Here is a 14,390-nt window from a genome sequence, read left to right on the forward strand (position 1 = left end):
GGGGGCCCCCTCCCGCCACCCACCCCGCGCGCCGCGCGGCCCCGCCGGCGGGCGGCGGGGGGGGCGGCGCCACACCGCCCGGCCCCCCCGCGCCCGCGTGGGCCACGCCAGTCCTCTCGCCCGGCTGCCGCGGCGCGGTGGGTCCCGCCACGCCCGGGGGCCGCGGCGAACCGCCGCCGTCCCCGCCACCGACCTCGCTCGCCGAGGTCTTGCCGCCCCCGCCCGCCGACGGCTTGTCCCCGCCCGCCGACCCGGGCGACGACCCGCCGCCGGCCGCCGGTCCGCCCGCCGACGACGGCGAGGTGCCCCCGCCCCCGTCCCCCACCTGCGGCGGCGCGGGCGTCCCGGATCGGACACCGGCCCCGCCCGAGGACCCGACGGCGGTGTCCGCGCCCGGCGCACCCCCCGACGCGCCGGGCGCCTGCGGCAGCATCGCCTGGTTCTGGCCCGTCAACCCGACGTACTCGGCGTAGACGCGGCGGTTGTGCGCGTCCGCCTCGAACCACGCCTTGCGCGCCAGCTCGTTGTCCGTGTCCCACGGCGTGATCTCGTCGAAGAGCGTCAGCTCCGGCGGGTACGGGGTCGCCATCGGCTGCACCTGCTGCCGGAGCCGGCCGTAGCTCTGCGCCTGGGTCCGCAGCGCGGCGTCGGCCCGGTCCAGCGTCTCCTGCGCGCGCTGGAGGGACTGCTCGATCGGCTGCACCGCCTGCGCGGCGCGGTCCGACGCCCGGCCCTGCCACAGCCCCTGCAGCTGCCCGGTGAGGCCGCGCAGTTCGTCACCCAGGGCCTGGATGCGCGTGCGCGCGTCCCGCGACACGTCCGCCGCCTCGGTCAGCCCCTCGGGACCCGCGCCCCGGGACACCATCTGGTAGATCTCGTACCCGCTGAGCTCCATCAGCACGTCACCGCCAGCCGTCCTGGTAGTCCTGATCGGTCTTCGCGTACTGCTCCACCGACGCCCTCAGCTCCTCGACGCGCGCCTGCAGCTCCCGCTCGATCGCGGTGACCGAGTCGAGGTGCCCCTGGCCCGCCTGGCACGCCGCGGTGACGAAGGCGGTGGTCGCCGGATCCGGCATCGGGGGCTGGATCCGCGCCAGCAACCGGCTGTCCCGGTTGGTCGAGGACAGGTCGTCGCGCACCTTGCCGTGCCGGTCCACCACCCCGTGGAGGGCTTCGACCCTCACTTCGAATTCGCCCATGCACGCAGGGTGGCGGGAGTGCGCGGGGACCCCTCCCGACCCGGCGGCCCCGGGCCCCGGAGCCGCCGGCACGCGGTCAGGAGTGCGTCACGGTGACGCCGTAGACGGTCACCTCGCCGTAGTTGCCGCTGTCGCACGGGCTGGACCGGTCGCAGTTCGCCTGCGTGTAGACGCCCGCCTTGAAGTAGGCGCCGCTGAACGACCGGCTGATCGTGGTCTGGAGCACGCCGTTGTAGTACGCCTTGACCTGCCCGCCGCTCACCACGAACTTCGCCTGGAAGCGCGTGCCGAGGACGTAGTCGTCGGTCACGAGCTTGTGGTGGGTGGTGTCGCCCTTGGTGACGTAGAGCCTGGTGCCCTCCAGCCGGAACACCGCCACGTCGTCGTCGGAGTCGTGGATCTGGCCGGCGACGACGTCCGGCTTGTCCTCGGGCAGGTGGTTGATCGCCTGGTCGATGACCATCGTGTGGGTGCCGGAGGTGGACGACCACGCGGCCGACGCGCTGCCGCCGTCGGTCATCTCGCGCAGCTCCGAGCGGGGGTAGCTGCTGTTCTGCGTGGTGACGCCGTTGACGGGGCTGCGGAACCGCACGCCCGCGCAGTCCGGCGTCGGCACGAACCACGGGTCGAGCGCGTAGCCGTCGAGGCGCGGCTGCTTCACCTCGAGCGGCTGGCGGCCCGACTGGTCCGGGTTGTCGACCGGGAGGGTGATCTTCCAGTTCGTCAGGTCGAGCACGTCGGACGGCAGCGCGCAGTCGCCGCCCGGGTCGTCGGCGCCCAGGACGTCCACCTCCGTGACGGAGTTCCACCCGTTGCCCGAGGAGTTGCCGTGGCCGACGATCCGCACGTGCCGGGTCGTGACGTCCGGGATGTCGTAGCGCTCCTGGGCAAGGGTGGGACGGCTGCGCAGGCCGGTCGCCGCCGGAGCCCACGTCGTGCCGTCCGGGGAGGTCTCGACGTCGAAGTAGGCGGTGCGCTCGTCGCCGTAGCGCCAGGCGATCGCGAGCGCGGTCACCGGCCGCGCGGTCCCGAGGTCGTACGCGATCCACTGGCCGTCGCCCTGCGCGGACCACCGCGTGCCCAGGTCGTTGTCGAGCGTGTTCGCGGGCACGTTCCCGTCGTCGTCGCTCGCGGTCACCGCGGCCACCGGGTACCCCTCCACGACCTCCGCCCGGGCCGCGGGCACGACGAGCAGCGCCGCCAGGATCGCCGCCGCGGCACCGCTCGTCGCGGTCTTTCCGAAACGCATTCTCCGAGTGGTCATGGGGCGAATGAAACAGAACGCGTCGGGACCGGTCCCCCGTAATGCGCGGCTGTTCCCTACCCTCTTCGGGAGGGGTCCCGAAGCGCTCCGACGACACTGCGCGGTAACCCGAGGAGGGACGGCATGAACACCCAGAGCCTGGCGCGCGACGTGCCGCGGGCCGCGCCCGGAGCGGTCGTCGCGCTCGCGTTGAGCGGCCGGATCAGCGTCGATCCCGTCGAGGGCCGGAGCGTGCGGTTCGGCCGCAACCGGCCCGAGGTGGACGTGTGCGTCGGCGAGACCGACCCGCGGGTGAGCCGCCGGCACGGCCTGCTCACGCGGCGCGCCGGCCGGTGGTGGGTCACCAACACCGGGCGGCTGCCGATCCGCCTGCCCAAGACCCGCTGGCTGTTCCGCGACGAGGAGCCGGTGCCGCTGGAGGAGGGCTACACGCCGCTGTTCATCCGCGGCTCGCACGACCGCGAGCACCTGCTGGAGCTGTACGTGGCCGGCGAGGACGGCGGGCACCCGGTGACCAGCCACGACAGCGTGACGCGGCCGCCGAAGCGGTGGCGGCTCACGCCGGAGGAGCACCTGGTGCTCGTCGTGCTCGGGCAGCGCTACCTGCTGCACGAGGCCAACCCGCAGCCGGTGTCGCGGCAGCACGCCGCCGAGATCCTGAACGAACTCCAGCCGGACGCGGGTTGGGGCGTCAAGCGGGTCGAGCACATGGTCGCCGACGTCCGGGCCCGGCTGTCCGCGGCGGGGGTGCACGGGCTGCTGCGCGAGGAGGTCGGCGAGCCCGTCGGCAACACGCTCAACGACAACCTGCTGCGCGAACTCGTCCTGTCGACCACGCTCGTGCCGCCGGACCTCGCCCTGCTCGATTCACTCGGCTGACTCAATGTATTCCACGATTGGGCGACTAGTGAATTCCCGCAATTCGCGTACCGCGATGTGAGGATCGGTCGGGATGGCCGGGAAACCGTGACGGCCGGCAAAAGTAGTCCCTACACTACGGACCGTGCGCACGGGGGATGTGGTCGGCGGGCGGTACGAGTTGGAGGACGCCCGCGGTTCCGGTTCCGGGGGCGTCGTCTGGGCCGCGTTCGACCGGAAGCTGAAACGGCGCGTCGCGTTGAAGCGACCCCACGCGGCGGCGGACCACACCGACCGGACGCGGTTCCGCCGCGAGGCCGAGACCGCCGCGCAGGTGCAGCACCCGAACGCCGTCTCGGTCTTCGACACGGTCGACGCCGACGACTGCTGGCTCGTCATGGAGTACCTGCCGGCGGAGAGCCTGGACAAGGTGCTGGCGACGCGGGGGCCGCTGCCGCCGGAGCGGGTGGCGCGGATCGGCGTGCAGATCGCGGGGGCCCTGGCCGCCGTGCACGCGAAGAACATCGTGCACCGCGACGTGAAGCCGGGCAACGTCCTGCTCGGCGACGACGACCTGGCGAAGCTGACCGACTTCGGCATCTCGATCTGGCGCGAGGTGACCCGGACCGACGACGGCCGGATCTCCGGCACCCCCGCGTACACGTCGCCGGAGGTCGCGGGCGGGCGTCCGGCGAGCCGCGCCTCGGACGTCTTCTCGCTCGGCGCGACGCTGTTCGCCGCGGTCGAGGGCACGCCGCCGTTCGGCCACGGCGAACCGCACGAGGTGCTGGAACGCGCCCGGCGCGGCGAGGTGCTGCCGATGCGCCAGGCGGGTCCCCTCGGCCCGGTGCTCGAGGAGATGCTGCGGCCGAGGCCCGACCGGAGGCCGACCGCGGACCAGGTGCGGTCGCGGCTCAAGGAGGTCGTCGGCGAGTGGGAACCGCCACCGCCGCCGGCCCGCCGCCCCGCCCGCGTGCCGGCCCACCGCCGGCGCTGGTTCCGGGTCGCCGCGGGGGTCGCGTTCGTCGTGGCGCTCGGCGCGGTGGTGTTCACCTGGCAGCGCCAGGCGCCCGCGACGCAGGCGCACGCCCCCTCGCCGGGCGGTCTCGTCGGCGAGGAGCGCACCGCCGACCCGTGCGCGTTGACCGACGAGGCCGCGCTGCGCCGGTTCGGCCCGACCTCGGTGTCCACCACGATCGGCAACTTCAACCGCTGCGACGTCCTGGTCGACGTCGGCGCGGTGCGGAAGCTCGACGTCGAGGTCCAGCTGATCACCCGGACGTCCCGCGCCGTGCAGGGCCGACCGCTGGAGATCGTCCCGTCGGAGCGGTCCGGCAACGAGTGCGGCCGCACGGTGGTGGTGGACGACGTGTACGCCGTCCGCGTGGCGGCGAAGCTCTCGAACCCCCCGGTGGACCTCTGCGCGGTGGCCGACGTCGCGGCGGGCAGCGTGCTGGAGGTGCTGCGCCGCGGCCCGATCCCGCGCCGGCCCAGCCCGTTCCCCGCCGGGTCGCTGGCCCACGTGGACGCCTGCGCGCTGCTGGACGACGAGTCGCTCGCCACGCTGGCCGGGGTCAACGGGGACGCGCCCGTGAACGTGTTCGGCAACTGGGCGTGCAAGTGGTTCAGCACGTTCGGCGGGCGGACCGTCAACCTGCGGTACGACCAGCACCCGGCGCAGGAGGTGATCGGGGGCGAGCTGACCGAGCTGGGCGGGCGTCGGGCGTACGTGCACCTGGACAAGGAGTTGAGCACGGGGTGCACGGTCAGCCTGCCGTACCGGCCGGCGGACCTCGCGCAGAGCACGGAGATCCACGTGGTGGTGCTGACCGTGGCCGGCGACCGGCCGGGCATCGAGTACTGCGACGCCACCAAGGGCCTGGCGGCGGTGGCCGCCCGGAAGCTCCCCGCCTGACCGCACGGGCCCGGAACTGCCCACCGGGTGGCCGCGCTTCCCGGAGGTCGCGCCGAGTGGCCGCGTTACCGGGAAGCCGCGCGCTACCGAATGGCCGCGTTACCGGGAGTTCGGGCCCACGTCGGCGGGTCGGAGCGGTCGCCGGAGGACCGTGGCGGTGGAGCGCTCGTCCGCGCCGACGTCGGGGAGGCCGGCGCGCGGCTGTCCGTCCACGTCGTCGGTGACGAACGGGTAGCGGCCGGTGCCGGTGTCGATCGCCGGGCTGCCCGCGCCGATCCGGTGCACCGGTCCCCGGCGGCCCAGCAGCGGGTCGGCCACGCGGACGGCCTCGGTCGGCTGGGTGACGCCGACGGTCGCGGTCCCGGTCGGCCACGCGACGTTCCCCGCGTAGGTCAGGTTCACCGGAACCTTCAGCTCGTTGAACAGCTTGCCGTTCGACCCCGTCACCACGTTGTCGGCGATGACCGAGTCCACCGGCGGGAACGTGTAGTTCGCGCCCACCTCGATGTTGGACGTGTTGTTCACGAACGTGTTGTGCACGACGACCGCCCGGTAGACGCGCCAGTGCGCGTTCAACGCGCCCGTGCCGTCCACGTCGCCGCCGTCGACCTGGAGCGCGGCGTCGTAGCGGGTCCCGGTCAGGCCCTCGAAGTGGTTGTTGTAGACCTTGTGGTCCTCGCCGTAGAGCCGGATGCCGCCGGTGCCCGCCTTGCCCTCGCCGAGGAAGAAGTTGCCGTGCAGGGAGCCCCGGTTGCCGTGGCGGTGCGACAGCGTGCCCTGCGAGGACCGGAAGGTGTTGTAGCGCACGGTGTTGTCGTTGCTCTTGACGGACACGATCTCCGGGTCGCCGTCGCAGTCCTCGAACAGGTTGGCCTCCACGACGGTGAACCCGCTGGACCGGGAGATCGTGCTCCGGCCGACCCGGATGGCCTCCATCTCGTTGTCCGCGCGGGGGCCGACGTCGCGGAAGTGGTTGTGGTCGATGCGGTCGTGCCGCGACTGCTGCGTCTCCGACCCCTCGACGGCGATGAAGTTGCCCAGTTGGCGCTTGTGCTCGAACAGGTTGTGGTCGATCCGGTTGTGGTGGCTGTCCTCGCCGTTGACCAACACCCAGTGCAACGACGACTGCTCGGTGAGCCGGAAGTGGTTGCGGGTCAACCGCACGTGGTGCGACCCGGTGATCACCAGGCCGGCGGAGCCGGTCCACTGCAGACCGTCGAAGGTGAGGTGCGAGGAGTCGGTGACCACCAACTGCCCGGCGTCGACCACCGCCCGGCCGCGATGGGCCGCCACGACCGTGATCGGCCTGGCCGCGGTCCCGTGGCGGCCCGTCACCGCGCCGAGCGCGTAGTGGCCGTCGGCGACCACGATCCGGTCACCGGCGCGGGCGTCGGCGAGGGCGGTCCGCAGCTGGTCCGAGTCGGCGACGCGCACGGTGCGGTCCGCACCGGTGGACGCCGACGAGACGAGCGGTTGGCCCGCGCCGGAGACGCCCCACGCGACCAACGCCACCAGGAGCGCACGACAGGTCCGGCGCATCGGGTTCCTCGCTCTCGACCGGAGACAGGACACGGGTCCCAGCGTGCCGCACCGGCCGTGGGACCCGTCCCGGGCGGTTGGGCGTAAGGCGCTCCCCCACCTGTAGGTGGACGACAAAACAGGCCCCTCCGTTTGTCCGCTTCCTACAGGCCGCGCGGCCCGGTTGCGCCCATGCTGGGAGGTGAACAACGGAGTCGCAGCGCGGAGGTGGGTCATGGTCGGTGTCGAGCGCGTCGCCGCCCGGCGAGGTGGTCTGGCCGACCACCTCCCCGACCTGCGCGCCCGGCTGGAGCGGCAGCGCCGGTTCCGGCTGGAGCAGCTGGCCGAACTCGAACCCCTGGCCGCGGCGGAGGTCACCGACGCGGCGCGGCACGAGGTGGCGCTCGCGGTGGCCGAGGCGGCCCGGCACGCGCTGGCCGACCTCGACATCGCGCTCGCGCTCATCGAGGTCGGCGACTACGGGCGGTGCCGGGGTTGCCGGTCGGACATCCCGCTGGAGCTGCTGCGGACCATCCCGACCTCGCGGTGGTGCCTGGGCTGCCGGCAGCGGCTGGCTCCGGGCGGCGGACCGGACCCGGGCGCGGTGCCCCGGCACGAGCCGACCGCGTCCCGGACGCCGCGCGGCCGGGGCCCACGACGCGGCCGCGACGGCACGACCGGGCGTCGGCACCACGGCACCCGGCGAACCGCCACCGCCCGCTGACCGCCCCGCCGGGCCCGACCGCGCCCGCCGCCGGTCACCCTGAGCAACCCCGCCACCCGCCGGTTCGGCGTGCCACCCGGCGGGCACCACGCCGAACCGGGCGTGCCGCCGCCACCGGTGGACCCTGCGGCAGACCCGGCGACCCGTGACCACCCGCCGGACGAACCGGCGGACCAGGCGGGCATGGCCCGCACCGCGCCGTCGAGCCGGGGGCACCGGCCCCGGCCGTACCCAGGAGGTGAGTCGTGCTCAGCGAGCGCGAACAGGCCGCCCTGCTCGAGATCGAGCGCCGGCTGAGAGCCGACGACCCGGACTTCGAGCAGTCCTTCCGGGCGCTCGACGCCGTCCCGCCGCCCCGGCCCGCGAAGCGCCCCCGGATCACCTCGGTGGCCATCGTCGCCGCGGCGAGCATGGCCGTCGTCATGCTGCTGGTCGGATCACCGACCGGAGCACTCCCCTACGCCGTCATCGCGGTGCTGGTGTGGGCGGTCCGCGACCTGCCCGACGCCCCCGCGAAGCGGAAGCCGGGCGAGTGACGCACCGCACCACCCACCGCGAGGAGTTCAGGATGAGCGACGTCAAGGCCCGGCCCGTCGTGGTCGGCGTCGACGGGTCGGGGAGCGGGCTGCGCGCGGCGCGCTGGGCCGCGGGCGAGGCGAGCCGCCGGGGTGTCGGCCTGCGCCTGGTGCGGGCCTGCGAGGTGCCGACCGGCTACCGGCCCGGACTGGTCGACCCGAACGCGCTGCGCGAGGCGCTGGCGGAGGACGGGCGGCGGTCGTTGGCCGCGGCCCTCGACGCCGTCGGACCTCTGGCGTCCGATGTGGACGCCGTCCTCGAGTTCGGGCCCTCGGTGCCCCTGCTCCTCGCGGAGGCCGAGGACGCCTCGGTGCTCGTGCTGGGCAACCGGGGCCTGGGCGGGTTCACGGGCCTGCTGGTCGGGTCCACGTCGGTCGAGCTGGCGGGCCGCGCGTCGTGCCCGGTCGTCGTCGTCCGGGGCCGTGACGACGACCCGCCCGCCGACGGGCCGGTGGTGGTGGGCGTGGACGGCACGGAGCTGAGCGAGGCGGCGCTGGGGTTCGCGTTCGCCGCAGCCGCGGACCGCGGCGACGAGCTGGTGGTGGTCCGCGCGTGGGCGGACCCGGTGCTGGAGACCGCGTTCGCGGCCACGGCGGTGGCCTTCGACGTCGAGCCGGTGGCGCGGGAGGCCGAGGAGTCGCTGACGGGGCAGCTCGCCGCGTGGCGGCGGGAGCACCCGGAGGTGCGGGTCACCGCGCACGTCGTCCGGGAACGCCCGGCGCACGCGCTGCTGCGGTTCGCGGAAGACGCCCGCCTGGTCGTCGTCGGCAGCCGCGGCCGGGGCGGGTTCCGCGGCCTGCTGCTCGGGTCCACCAGCCGCCACCTGCTGCACCACGCGCCCTGCCCGGTGGCGGTCGTCCGCGCGCCCGAGCGGTGAGGGCCGCGGCGGGGTGGCCGACCGGGTCGGCCACCCCGCACGCGTCACGTGAAGTACCTCAGCCAGACGTAGACCCAGGCCATCACGGTGCTCAGCACGGTCACGATGATGCCGTACTTGGTGAACTGCCAGAACGTGATGCGGTGGCCGGTGCGCGCGGCGATGCCGATGGCGACCACGTTGGCGCTGGCCGCCACCGCGGTGCCGTTGCCGCTGAAGTCCGCGCCCAGGGCGAACGACCACCACAGCGCCTGACCGGTCGCCGGGTCGGGCACCTCGGCCACGATGCCCTCCACCACGGGGCTCATGGTGGCCGCGTACGGGATGTTGTCGAAGAACGCGCCCAGCACGCTGGAGCCGAACAACAACGCGGTGGCCGCGAGGAAGTAGTTGTCCCCCACCCCTTGCACGGCCCAGCTGCCGATCGTCTCGATGACACCGGTGTGCACCAGACCGCCGACCATCACGAACAGGCCCATGAAGAACGCCAGGGTGTGCCACTCGATCTCGCGCAGCACGTCACCGGCCTCCGCGCCGGTGGCCAGCATCATCAACCCCGCGCCCACCAGCGCGACGATGGCCGGGTCGAGGTGGAGCACCGAGTGCAGGCTGAACCCGGCGACCACCACGGTGAACACGACCATGCACCGGCGCAGCATCCTGGCGTCGGTGATGGCGCGCCGCTCGTTGAGCGCCATCACCGCGGCGACGTGGTCCGGGTTGTACTGGAACGACTTGCGGAACAGCACCCGCGTCAGCAGCACGAACACCGCGAAGATGACGACCACGATCGGGGCCATGTGCACCAGGAAGTCGGTGAACGTCAGCCCGGCGCGACTGCCGATGATGATGTTGGGCGGGTCGCCGATGAGCGTCGCCGCGCCGCCGATGTTGGACGCGAGCACCTCGGCGATCAGGTACGGCTGGGGCGCGATGCGCAGCCGGTTGCACACCACGATCGTCACCGGCGCGACGAGCATGATCGTGGTGACGTTGTCGAGGAACGGCGACGCCACGGCGGTGATCGCCATGAGCATCACCATGAGCCGGTACGGCTTGCCCTTCGCCTTCTTGGCCGCCCAGATGGCCAGGTACTCGAAGACGCCGGTCTGCTTGACGATCCCGACGATGACCATCATGCCGAACAGCAGGAAGATGACGTTCCAGTCGATGCCCGCGTGCTCGGAGAAGAACACCTCGGCGCCGGGGATCAGGCCGGTGACGGCCATCGCGCCCGACGCGATCAGCACCACCTTGAGCTTGTCCGCCTTCTCGGTGGCGATGAAGAAGAACGCCACCAGGAAGATCGCCAGGGCGAGGACCGCGCTCATCGGTCACGACCCGGAGGTCCGGTCCGGTCGTCGGCGTGGCCCGAGCACCGGACGGGTTCGCGGCCGGCTGATCGTATGGTCGCGGCACTCGGGCACACTGAAGGCACTCTCCTCAAGACATGGCGCAACGCACCCACGAGCGGGGGTGCGGGAACGGGAACTGCTCGGGCGGCGTCAGCCGTCAGTCGACGTTGCCGAACACCGCCAGGCTGGTGATCAGGCGCTCCAGCGTGACGGCGCCGAGGAGCACGTCGTCCTCGTCCACCACCGCCACGAGCGGGCTGTGCTGGCGCGCCATGAGCGCGGCGACCTCCAGCAGGGTCGCGTCGGCGCGCACGGTCACGGGCTTCACCGGCCGGCGCGGCGCGCAGTCGCCGACGGTCAGGTCGCCCAGCTCCTGCCAGAAGTGGTCCGCGTGCGCCTCGTCGACCGTGCGGGCGAGGGCCGGGTCCTCCTGGTAGGCGCTCGGCACCGCCAGGCGCAACACCTGGGTGCCGGGCAGCACCAGGTGGGGCCGCGACCGCTCGTCCACGACGATGAGGCCGGGCAGGCGGCTCACGGCCATGACGCGGACGGCCTGCGCGACCGGGTCGTGGACGGTGACCGTCGGCACGTTCACCGCGATATCGCTTGCGTGCATGAAATCAACCTGTTCGGCGTGGCGGTGGGTGTGTGCCTGCGACGTTGCGGTCGCACCACCGGTGACCGGGGTCGCCGGCGGTGGGACGAGCGTCCGGGGTCGGGATCCGAGCACCGCTGTCACCTCTTCCTCCCGGCGTGGCGAACCGTCCGCACCAGTCTGCGCAGCGCCGGGAGGAGGGACAATCGGTGCCAACACCCATCCGCGGGCGGTGACGACATGTACGCGCGAGTGGGTGTCAGCCCGGATGGACAGGTCGCGGAACTCCCGGCAGCCTGGAACCGAAGGAGGCCCTACCCGTGTCCCTGTTCTGGCGGATCTTCCTGCTCAACGCCGCGGTGCTGGTGGTGGCCGCGGCGGCGTTGCTGCTGGGGCCGGTCACGGTGTCCACTCCGGTCCTGTTCACCGAAGCGGTGATCCTGTCAGGGGGTTTGGTGGTGATGCTCGTGGCCAACGCCGTGCTGCTGCGGCTGGGCCTGGCCCCGCTGGAGCGGCTCACCCGCGCCATGACCACGACCGACCTGCTGCGCCCCGGCCCGCGCCCCGCCCCCACCGGGCACGGCGAGATCTCCGGTCTCATCAGGACGTTCAACGCCATGCTCGACCGGTTGGAGGCCGAGCGCGGCGACAGCACCGCCCGTGCCCTGTCCGCGCAGGAGGCCGAGCGCAGCCGCATCGCCCGCGAGCTGCACGACGAGGTCGGCCAGACCCTCACCGCCGTCCTGCTGGAGCTGAAGCGGGTGGCCGACCACGCGCCGCCCACCGTCCGGGACGAACTGCACCAGGTGCAGGAGACGACCCGGGGCAGCCTGGACGAGATCCGCCGCATCGCCCGCCGGTTGCGCCCCGGCGTGCTGGAGGAACTCGGGCTGATCAGCGCGCTGAAGGCGTTGACGGCGGAGATCGCCGACCACAGCGGGCTGTCGGTGCGGCAGCGGTTCGACGGCAACTTCCCGGACCTGGGCAACGAGGCCGAGCTGGTCGTCTACCGGGTCGCCCAGGAGGCCATCACCAACGTCGCGCGGCACGCCGGCGCGAGCCACCTCGACCTCGCCCTCACCCACGACCCCGCCGGGGTGGAGCTGCGCATCCGCGACGACGGGCGCGGGATCGGCGGCGCGCCCGAGGGTTCCGGCATCCGCGGCATGCGCGAACGCGCGCTGCTCATCGGCGCGGACCTCACCGTCGGCTCCCGCACCGAGGGCGGCACCGAGGTGCGGCTGCGCGTACCGACCACCCCTACCCGGAGCACCTGACCATGGCCCACGTGAAGACCCGAGTCCTGCTCGCCGACGACCACGCGCTGGTCCGCCGGGGAGTCCGGCTGATCCTGGACGGCGAGCCGGACCTGACCGTGGTCGCCGAGGCGGGCGAGGGCGCGGAGGCCATCGAGAAGGCCCGCGCCGAGCGCCCCGACCTGGCCATCCTGGACATCGCCATGCCGCGGCTGACCGGGTTGCAGGCCGCGCGGGAGCTGTCGCGGCTCCAGCCGGAGCTGCGCATCCTCATCCTGACCATGTACGACAACGAGCAGTACTTCTTCGAAGCGCTCAAGGCGGGGGCCTCCGGCTACGTGCTCAAGTCGGTGGCCGACCGCGACCTGGTCGAGGCGTGCCGCGCCAGCATGCGGGGCGAGCCGTTCCTCTACCCCGGCGCGGTCACCGCGCTCGTCCGCAACTACCTCGACCGCGTCCGCGACGGCGACGACCTGCCCGACAAGGCCATCACCGACCGCGAGGAGGAGATCCTCAAGCTCGTCGCCGAGGGCCACTCGTCCAGGGACATCGCCGGCCTGCTCGTGATCAGCGTCAAGACCGTCGAGCGGCACCGCGCCAACCTGCTGCAGAAGCTCGGGCTGAAGGACCGGCTGGAACTCACCCGCTACGCGATCCGCGCCGGTCTGATCGAACCGTGAACGGAGGTCGCTCGTGGACGACTGGCTCATCTGGCTGATCATCGCGGTCGTGCTGGCGGTCGCGGAGATCTTCAGCCTGACCGCCGCCCTCGGCATCCTCGGCTCCGCCGCCGCGGTCACCGCGGGCGCCGCGGCGCTCGGGCTGGACCTGCCCCTGCAACTCCTGGTGTTCACCGCCGTGTCCGCCGCCGGTGTCGTGCTCGTCCGGCCCGCGGCCCTGCGGCACCTCCGGCGGCCCCAGCCCGCGCGGTTCGGCGTGGACGCGCTCATCGGCGCGCCCGGCCGCACCACCCGCGAGGTGACCGGGCTCGACGGCCGGGTCCGCATCGGCGGCGAGGAGTGGACCGCGCGGTCCTACGACGACACCCTCGTGATCCCCGCCGGCACGGTCGTCGACGTCATGGACATCCAGGGCAGCACCGCACTCGTCTACCCCCGGGAGGGACCGTGGAACTCTCAGCCCCGTTGATCGCCGCCCTGGTCGTCGCGCTGCTCGCGGTGTTCACCGTGGTGCGGGCGGTGCGCATCGTGCCGCAGGCCCGCGCCCGCAACGTCGAACGGCTCGGCCGCTACCACCGCACCCTGCGGCCGGGCCTCAACTTCGTCATCCCCTACATCGACCGCGTCCGCCCGACGATCGACCTCCGCGAGCAGGTCGTCTCGTTCCCGCCGCAGCCGGTGATCACCGAGGACAACCTGGTGGTCGAGATCGACACGGTGCTCTACTTCCAGGTCACCGACCCGCGGGCGGCGTTCTACGAGATCGCGGGCCACCTCCAGGCGGTCGAGCAGCTCACCGTCACGACCCTGCGCAACGTCGTCGGGTCCATGGACCTGGAGAAGACCCTCACCTCCCGCGACACCATCAACAGCCAACTGCGCGGCGTGCTCGACGACGCCACCGGCAAGTGGGGCCTGCGGGTCAACCGGGTCGAGATCAAGGCCATCGACCCGCCCGCCACGATCAAGGACGCGATGGAGAAGCAGATGCGCGCCGAACGGGCCAAGCGCGCCGCCATCCTCGCCGCCCAGGGCGAGCGCCAGGCCAAGATCCTCACGGCGGAGGGCGACAAGCAGGCCGCCGTCCTGCGCGCGGAGGGCGACCGCGCCGCCGAGATCCTCAAGGCGGAGGGCCAGGCACGGGCCGTCGAGCAGGTCTTCCAGGCGGTCCACCGCAACGACGCGGACCCCAAGCTGCTGGCCTACCAGTACCTCCAGACGCTGCCCAAGCTGGCCGAGGGGCCGGGCAACACGTTCTTCGTCATCCCCAGCGAGGTCACCACCGCGCTGAGCAGCGTGTCCCGCGCGTTCGGCGAGCACCTGCCCACCTCGCCCGCCGCCCGGGACGCCGAGGCCACCCCCGTCCGGCCGCCGGCCGCCACCAACGGCGACCGGCCGGTGTCGTGACCCCGGCGCCCGCGGCGGGCCGGGGCGGCCCGGGGCCGGGCCCCCCCCCCCCGCGGCGGGGCGGGTCACCTCCCTCCGACCCCGCGGGGGGCGCGCTCGCCCCCCCCCCCTCGCCCGCTCATCGGCAGCGCCCCTCTCACCTGGTGTGACGCGTGCACGGTCAAGT

15 protein-coding genes are annotated in these 14,390 nt (G+C 73.4%); 9 read left to right on the plus strand and 6 right to left on the minus strand.

The window, feature by feature from the left end; all coding sequences use genetic code 11:
* From ACFXGA_RS35950 to ACFXGA_RS35960, 3 genes are all read right to left on the minus strand, one after another.
* Nucleotides 1-895, minus strand: an 895-nt coding sequence (locus ACFXGA_RS35950; RefSeq protein WP_378096137.1) for a WXG100 family type VII secretion target, incomplete at its 3' end; no start/stop codon positions are given.
* Between the two features lie 7 nt (nt 896-902).
* Entirely contained in the window at nt 903-1,199 is a 297-nt protein-coding gene (locus ACFXGA_RS35955) for a hypothetical protein (RefSeq protein WP_378096140.1), read from the minus strand.
* A 76-nt stretch (nt 1,200-1,275) separates the two neighbouring features.
* Nucleotides 1,276-2,448: a polysaccharide lyase family 7 protein gene (locus tag ACFXGA_RS35960; protein WP_378096143.1), complete on the minus strand. Its 1,173-nt coding sequence runs from the start codon at nt 2,446-2,448 to the stop codon at nt 1,276-1,278.
* Between the two features lie 138 nt (nt 2,449-2,586).
* Here ACFXGA_RS35960 and ACFXGA_RS35965 point away from each other — a divergent pair, with 138 nt between their 5' ends.
* Nucleotides 2,587-3,342, plus strand: coding sequence for an FHA domain-containing protein (locus ACFXGA_RS35965; protein WP_378096147.1), 756 nt, complete (start codon nt 2,587-2,589; stop codon nt 3,340-3,342).
* A 124-nt stretch (nt 3,343-3,466) separates the two neighbouring features.
* The gene (locus ACFXGA_RS35970; protein ID WP_378096151.1) at nt 3,467-5,236 is read left to right on the plus strand and encodes a protein kinase; all 1,770 of its coding nucleotides are present in this window, start codon (nt 3,467-3,469) and stop codon (nt 5,234-5,236) included.
* A gap of 99 nt (nt 5,237-5,335) precedes the next feature.
* Here the strand turns inward: ACFXGA_RS35970 and ACFXGA_RS35975 are convergent, their stop codons facing one another.
* Nucleotides 5,336-6,775 carry a chondroitinase-B domain-containing protein gene (locus ACFXGA_RS35975; RefSeq protein WP_378096154.1) on the minus strand — a complete coding sequence of 480 codons (1,440 nt, stop codon included), beginning with the start codon at nt 6,773-6,775 and terminating at the stop codon, nt 5,336-5,338.
* A gap of 214 nt (nt 6,776-6,989) precedes the next feature.
* On the opposite strand from ACFXGA_RS35975, the gene ACFXGA_RS35980 reads away from it, so the two are divergent.
* The 3 genes from ACFXGA_RS35980 (at nt 6,990) to ACFXGA_RS35990 (ending at nt 8,931) form a co-directional block, all read left to right on the plus strand.
* A complete protein-coding gene (locus ACFXGA_RS35980; RefSeq protein ID WP_378096157.1) occupies nt 6,990-7,478 on the plus strand; it encodes a TraR/DksA family transcriptional regulator in 489 nt (162 codons plus the stop codon).
* Between the two features lie 245 nt (nt 7,479-7,723).
* Nucleotides 7,724-8,014, plus strand: a complete 291-nt coding sequence (locus tag ACFXGA_RS35985) for a DUF3040 domain-containing protein (protein WP_378096160.1) — start codon at nt 7,724-7,726, stop codon at nt 8,012-8,014.
* A gap of 32 nt (nt 8,015-8,046) precedes the next feature.
* Nucleotides 8,047-8,931 carry a universal stress protein gene (locus tag ACFXGA_RS35990; RefSeq protein WP_378096163.1) on the plus strand — a complete coding sequence of 295 codons (885 nt, stop codon included), beginning with the start codon at nt 8,047-8,049 and terminating at the stop codon, nt 8,929-8,931.
* Nucleotides 8,932-8,975: 44 nt separating this feature from the next.
* Here ACFXGA_RS35990 and ACFXGA_RS35995 read toward each other — a convergent pair whose 3' ends face one another.
* Nucleotides 8,976-10,262, minus strand: a complete 1,287-nt coding sequence (locus ACFXGA_RS35995) for an SLC13 family permease (protein WP_378096166.1) — start codon at nt 10,260-10,262, stop codon at nt 8,976-8,978.
* 181 nt (nt 10,263-10,443) lie between these two features.
* Nucleotides 10,444-10,902, minus strand: a complete 459-nt coding sequence (locus tag ACFXGA_RS36000) for a CBS domain-containing protein (RefSeq protein WP_378096169.1) — start codon at nt 10,900-10,902, stop codon at nt 10,444-10,446.
* A gap of 299 nt (nt 10,903-11,201) precedes the next feature.
* Between ACFXGA_RS36000 and ACFXGA_RS36005 the strand changes: the two genes are divergently transcribed.
* From ACFXGA_RS36005 to ACFXGA_RS36020, 4 genes are read left to right on the plus strand one after another with little or no spacing between them, the layout of a single operon-like run.
* Nucleotides 11,202-12,158 carry a HAMP domain-containing sensor histidine kinase gene (locus tag ACFXGA_RS36005; protein WP_378096174.1) on the plus strand — a complete coding sequence of 319 codons (957 nt, stop codon included), beginning with the start codon at nt 11,202-11,204 and terminating at the stop codon, nt 12,156-12,158.
* Nucleotides 12,159-12,169: 11 nt separating this feature from the next.
* The gene (locus tag ACFXGA_RS36010; protein WP_378096177.1) at nt 12,170-12,817 is read left to right on the plus strand and encodes a response regulator; all 648 of its coding nucleotides are present in this window, start codon (nt 12,170-12,172) and stop codon (nt 12,815-12,817) included.
* A gap of 13 nt (nt 12,818-12,830) precedes the next feature.
* Nucleotides 12,831-13,286 carry an NfeD family protein gene (locus ACFXGA_RS36015; RefSeq protein WP_378096180.1) on the plus strand — a complete coding sequence of 152 codons (456 nt, stop codon included), beginning with the start codon at nt 12,831-12,833 and terminating at the stop codon, nt 13,284-13,286.
* Nucleotides 13,265-14,224 carry an SPFH domain-containing protein gene (locus ACFXGA_RS36020; RefSeq protein WP_378096182.1) on the plus strand — a complete coding sequence of 320 codons (960 nt, stop codon included), beginning with the start codon at nt 13,265-13,267 and terminating at the stop codon, nt 14,222-14,224. The genes ACFXGA_RS36015 and ACFXGA_RS36020 overlap by 22 nt, the downstream gene beginning before the upstream one ends.
* The last annotated feature ends 166 nt before the right edge of the window (nt 14,225-14,390 follow it).

The organism is Actinosynnema sp. NPDC059335, assembly GCF_042752395.1.
In the GTDB taxonomy this organism is placed as follows: Bacteria; Actinomycetota; Actinomycetes; order Mycobacteriales; family Pseudonocardiaceae; genus Actinosynnema.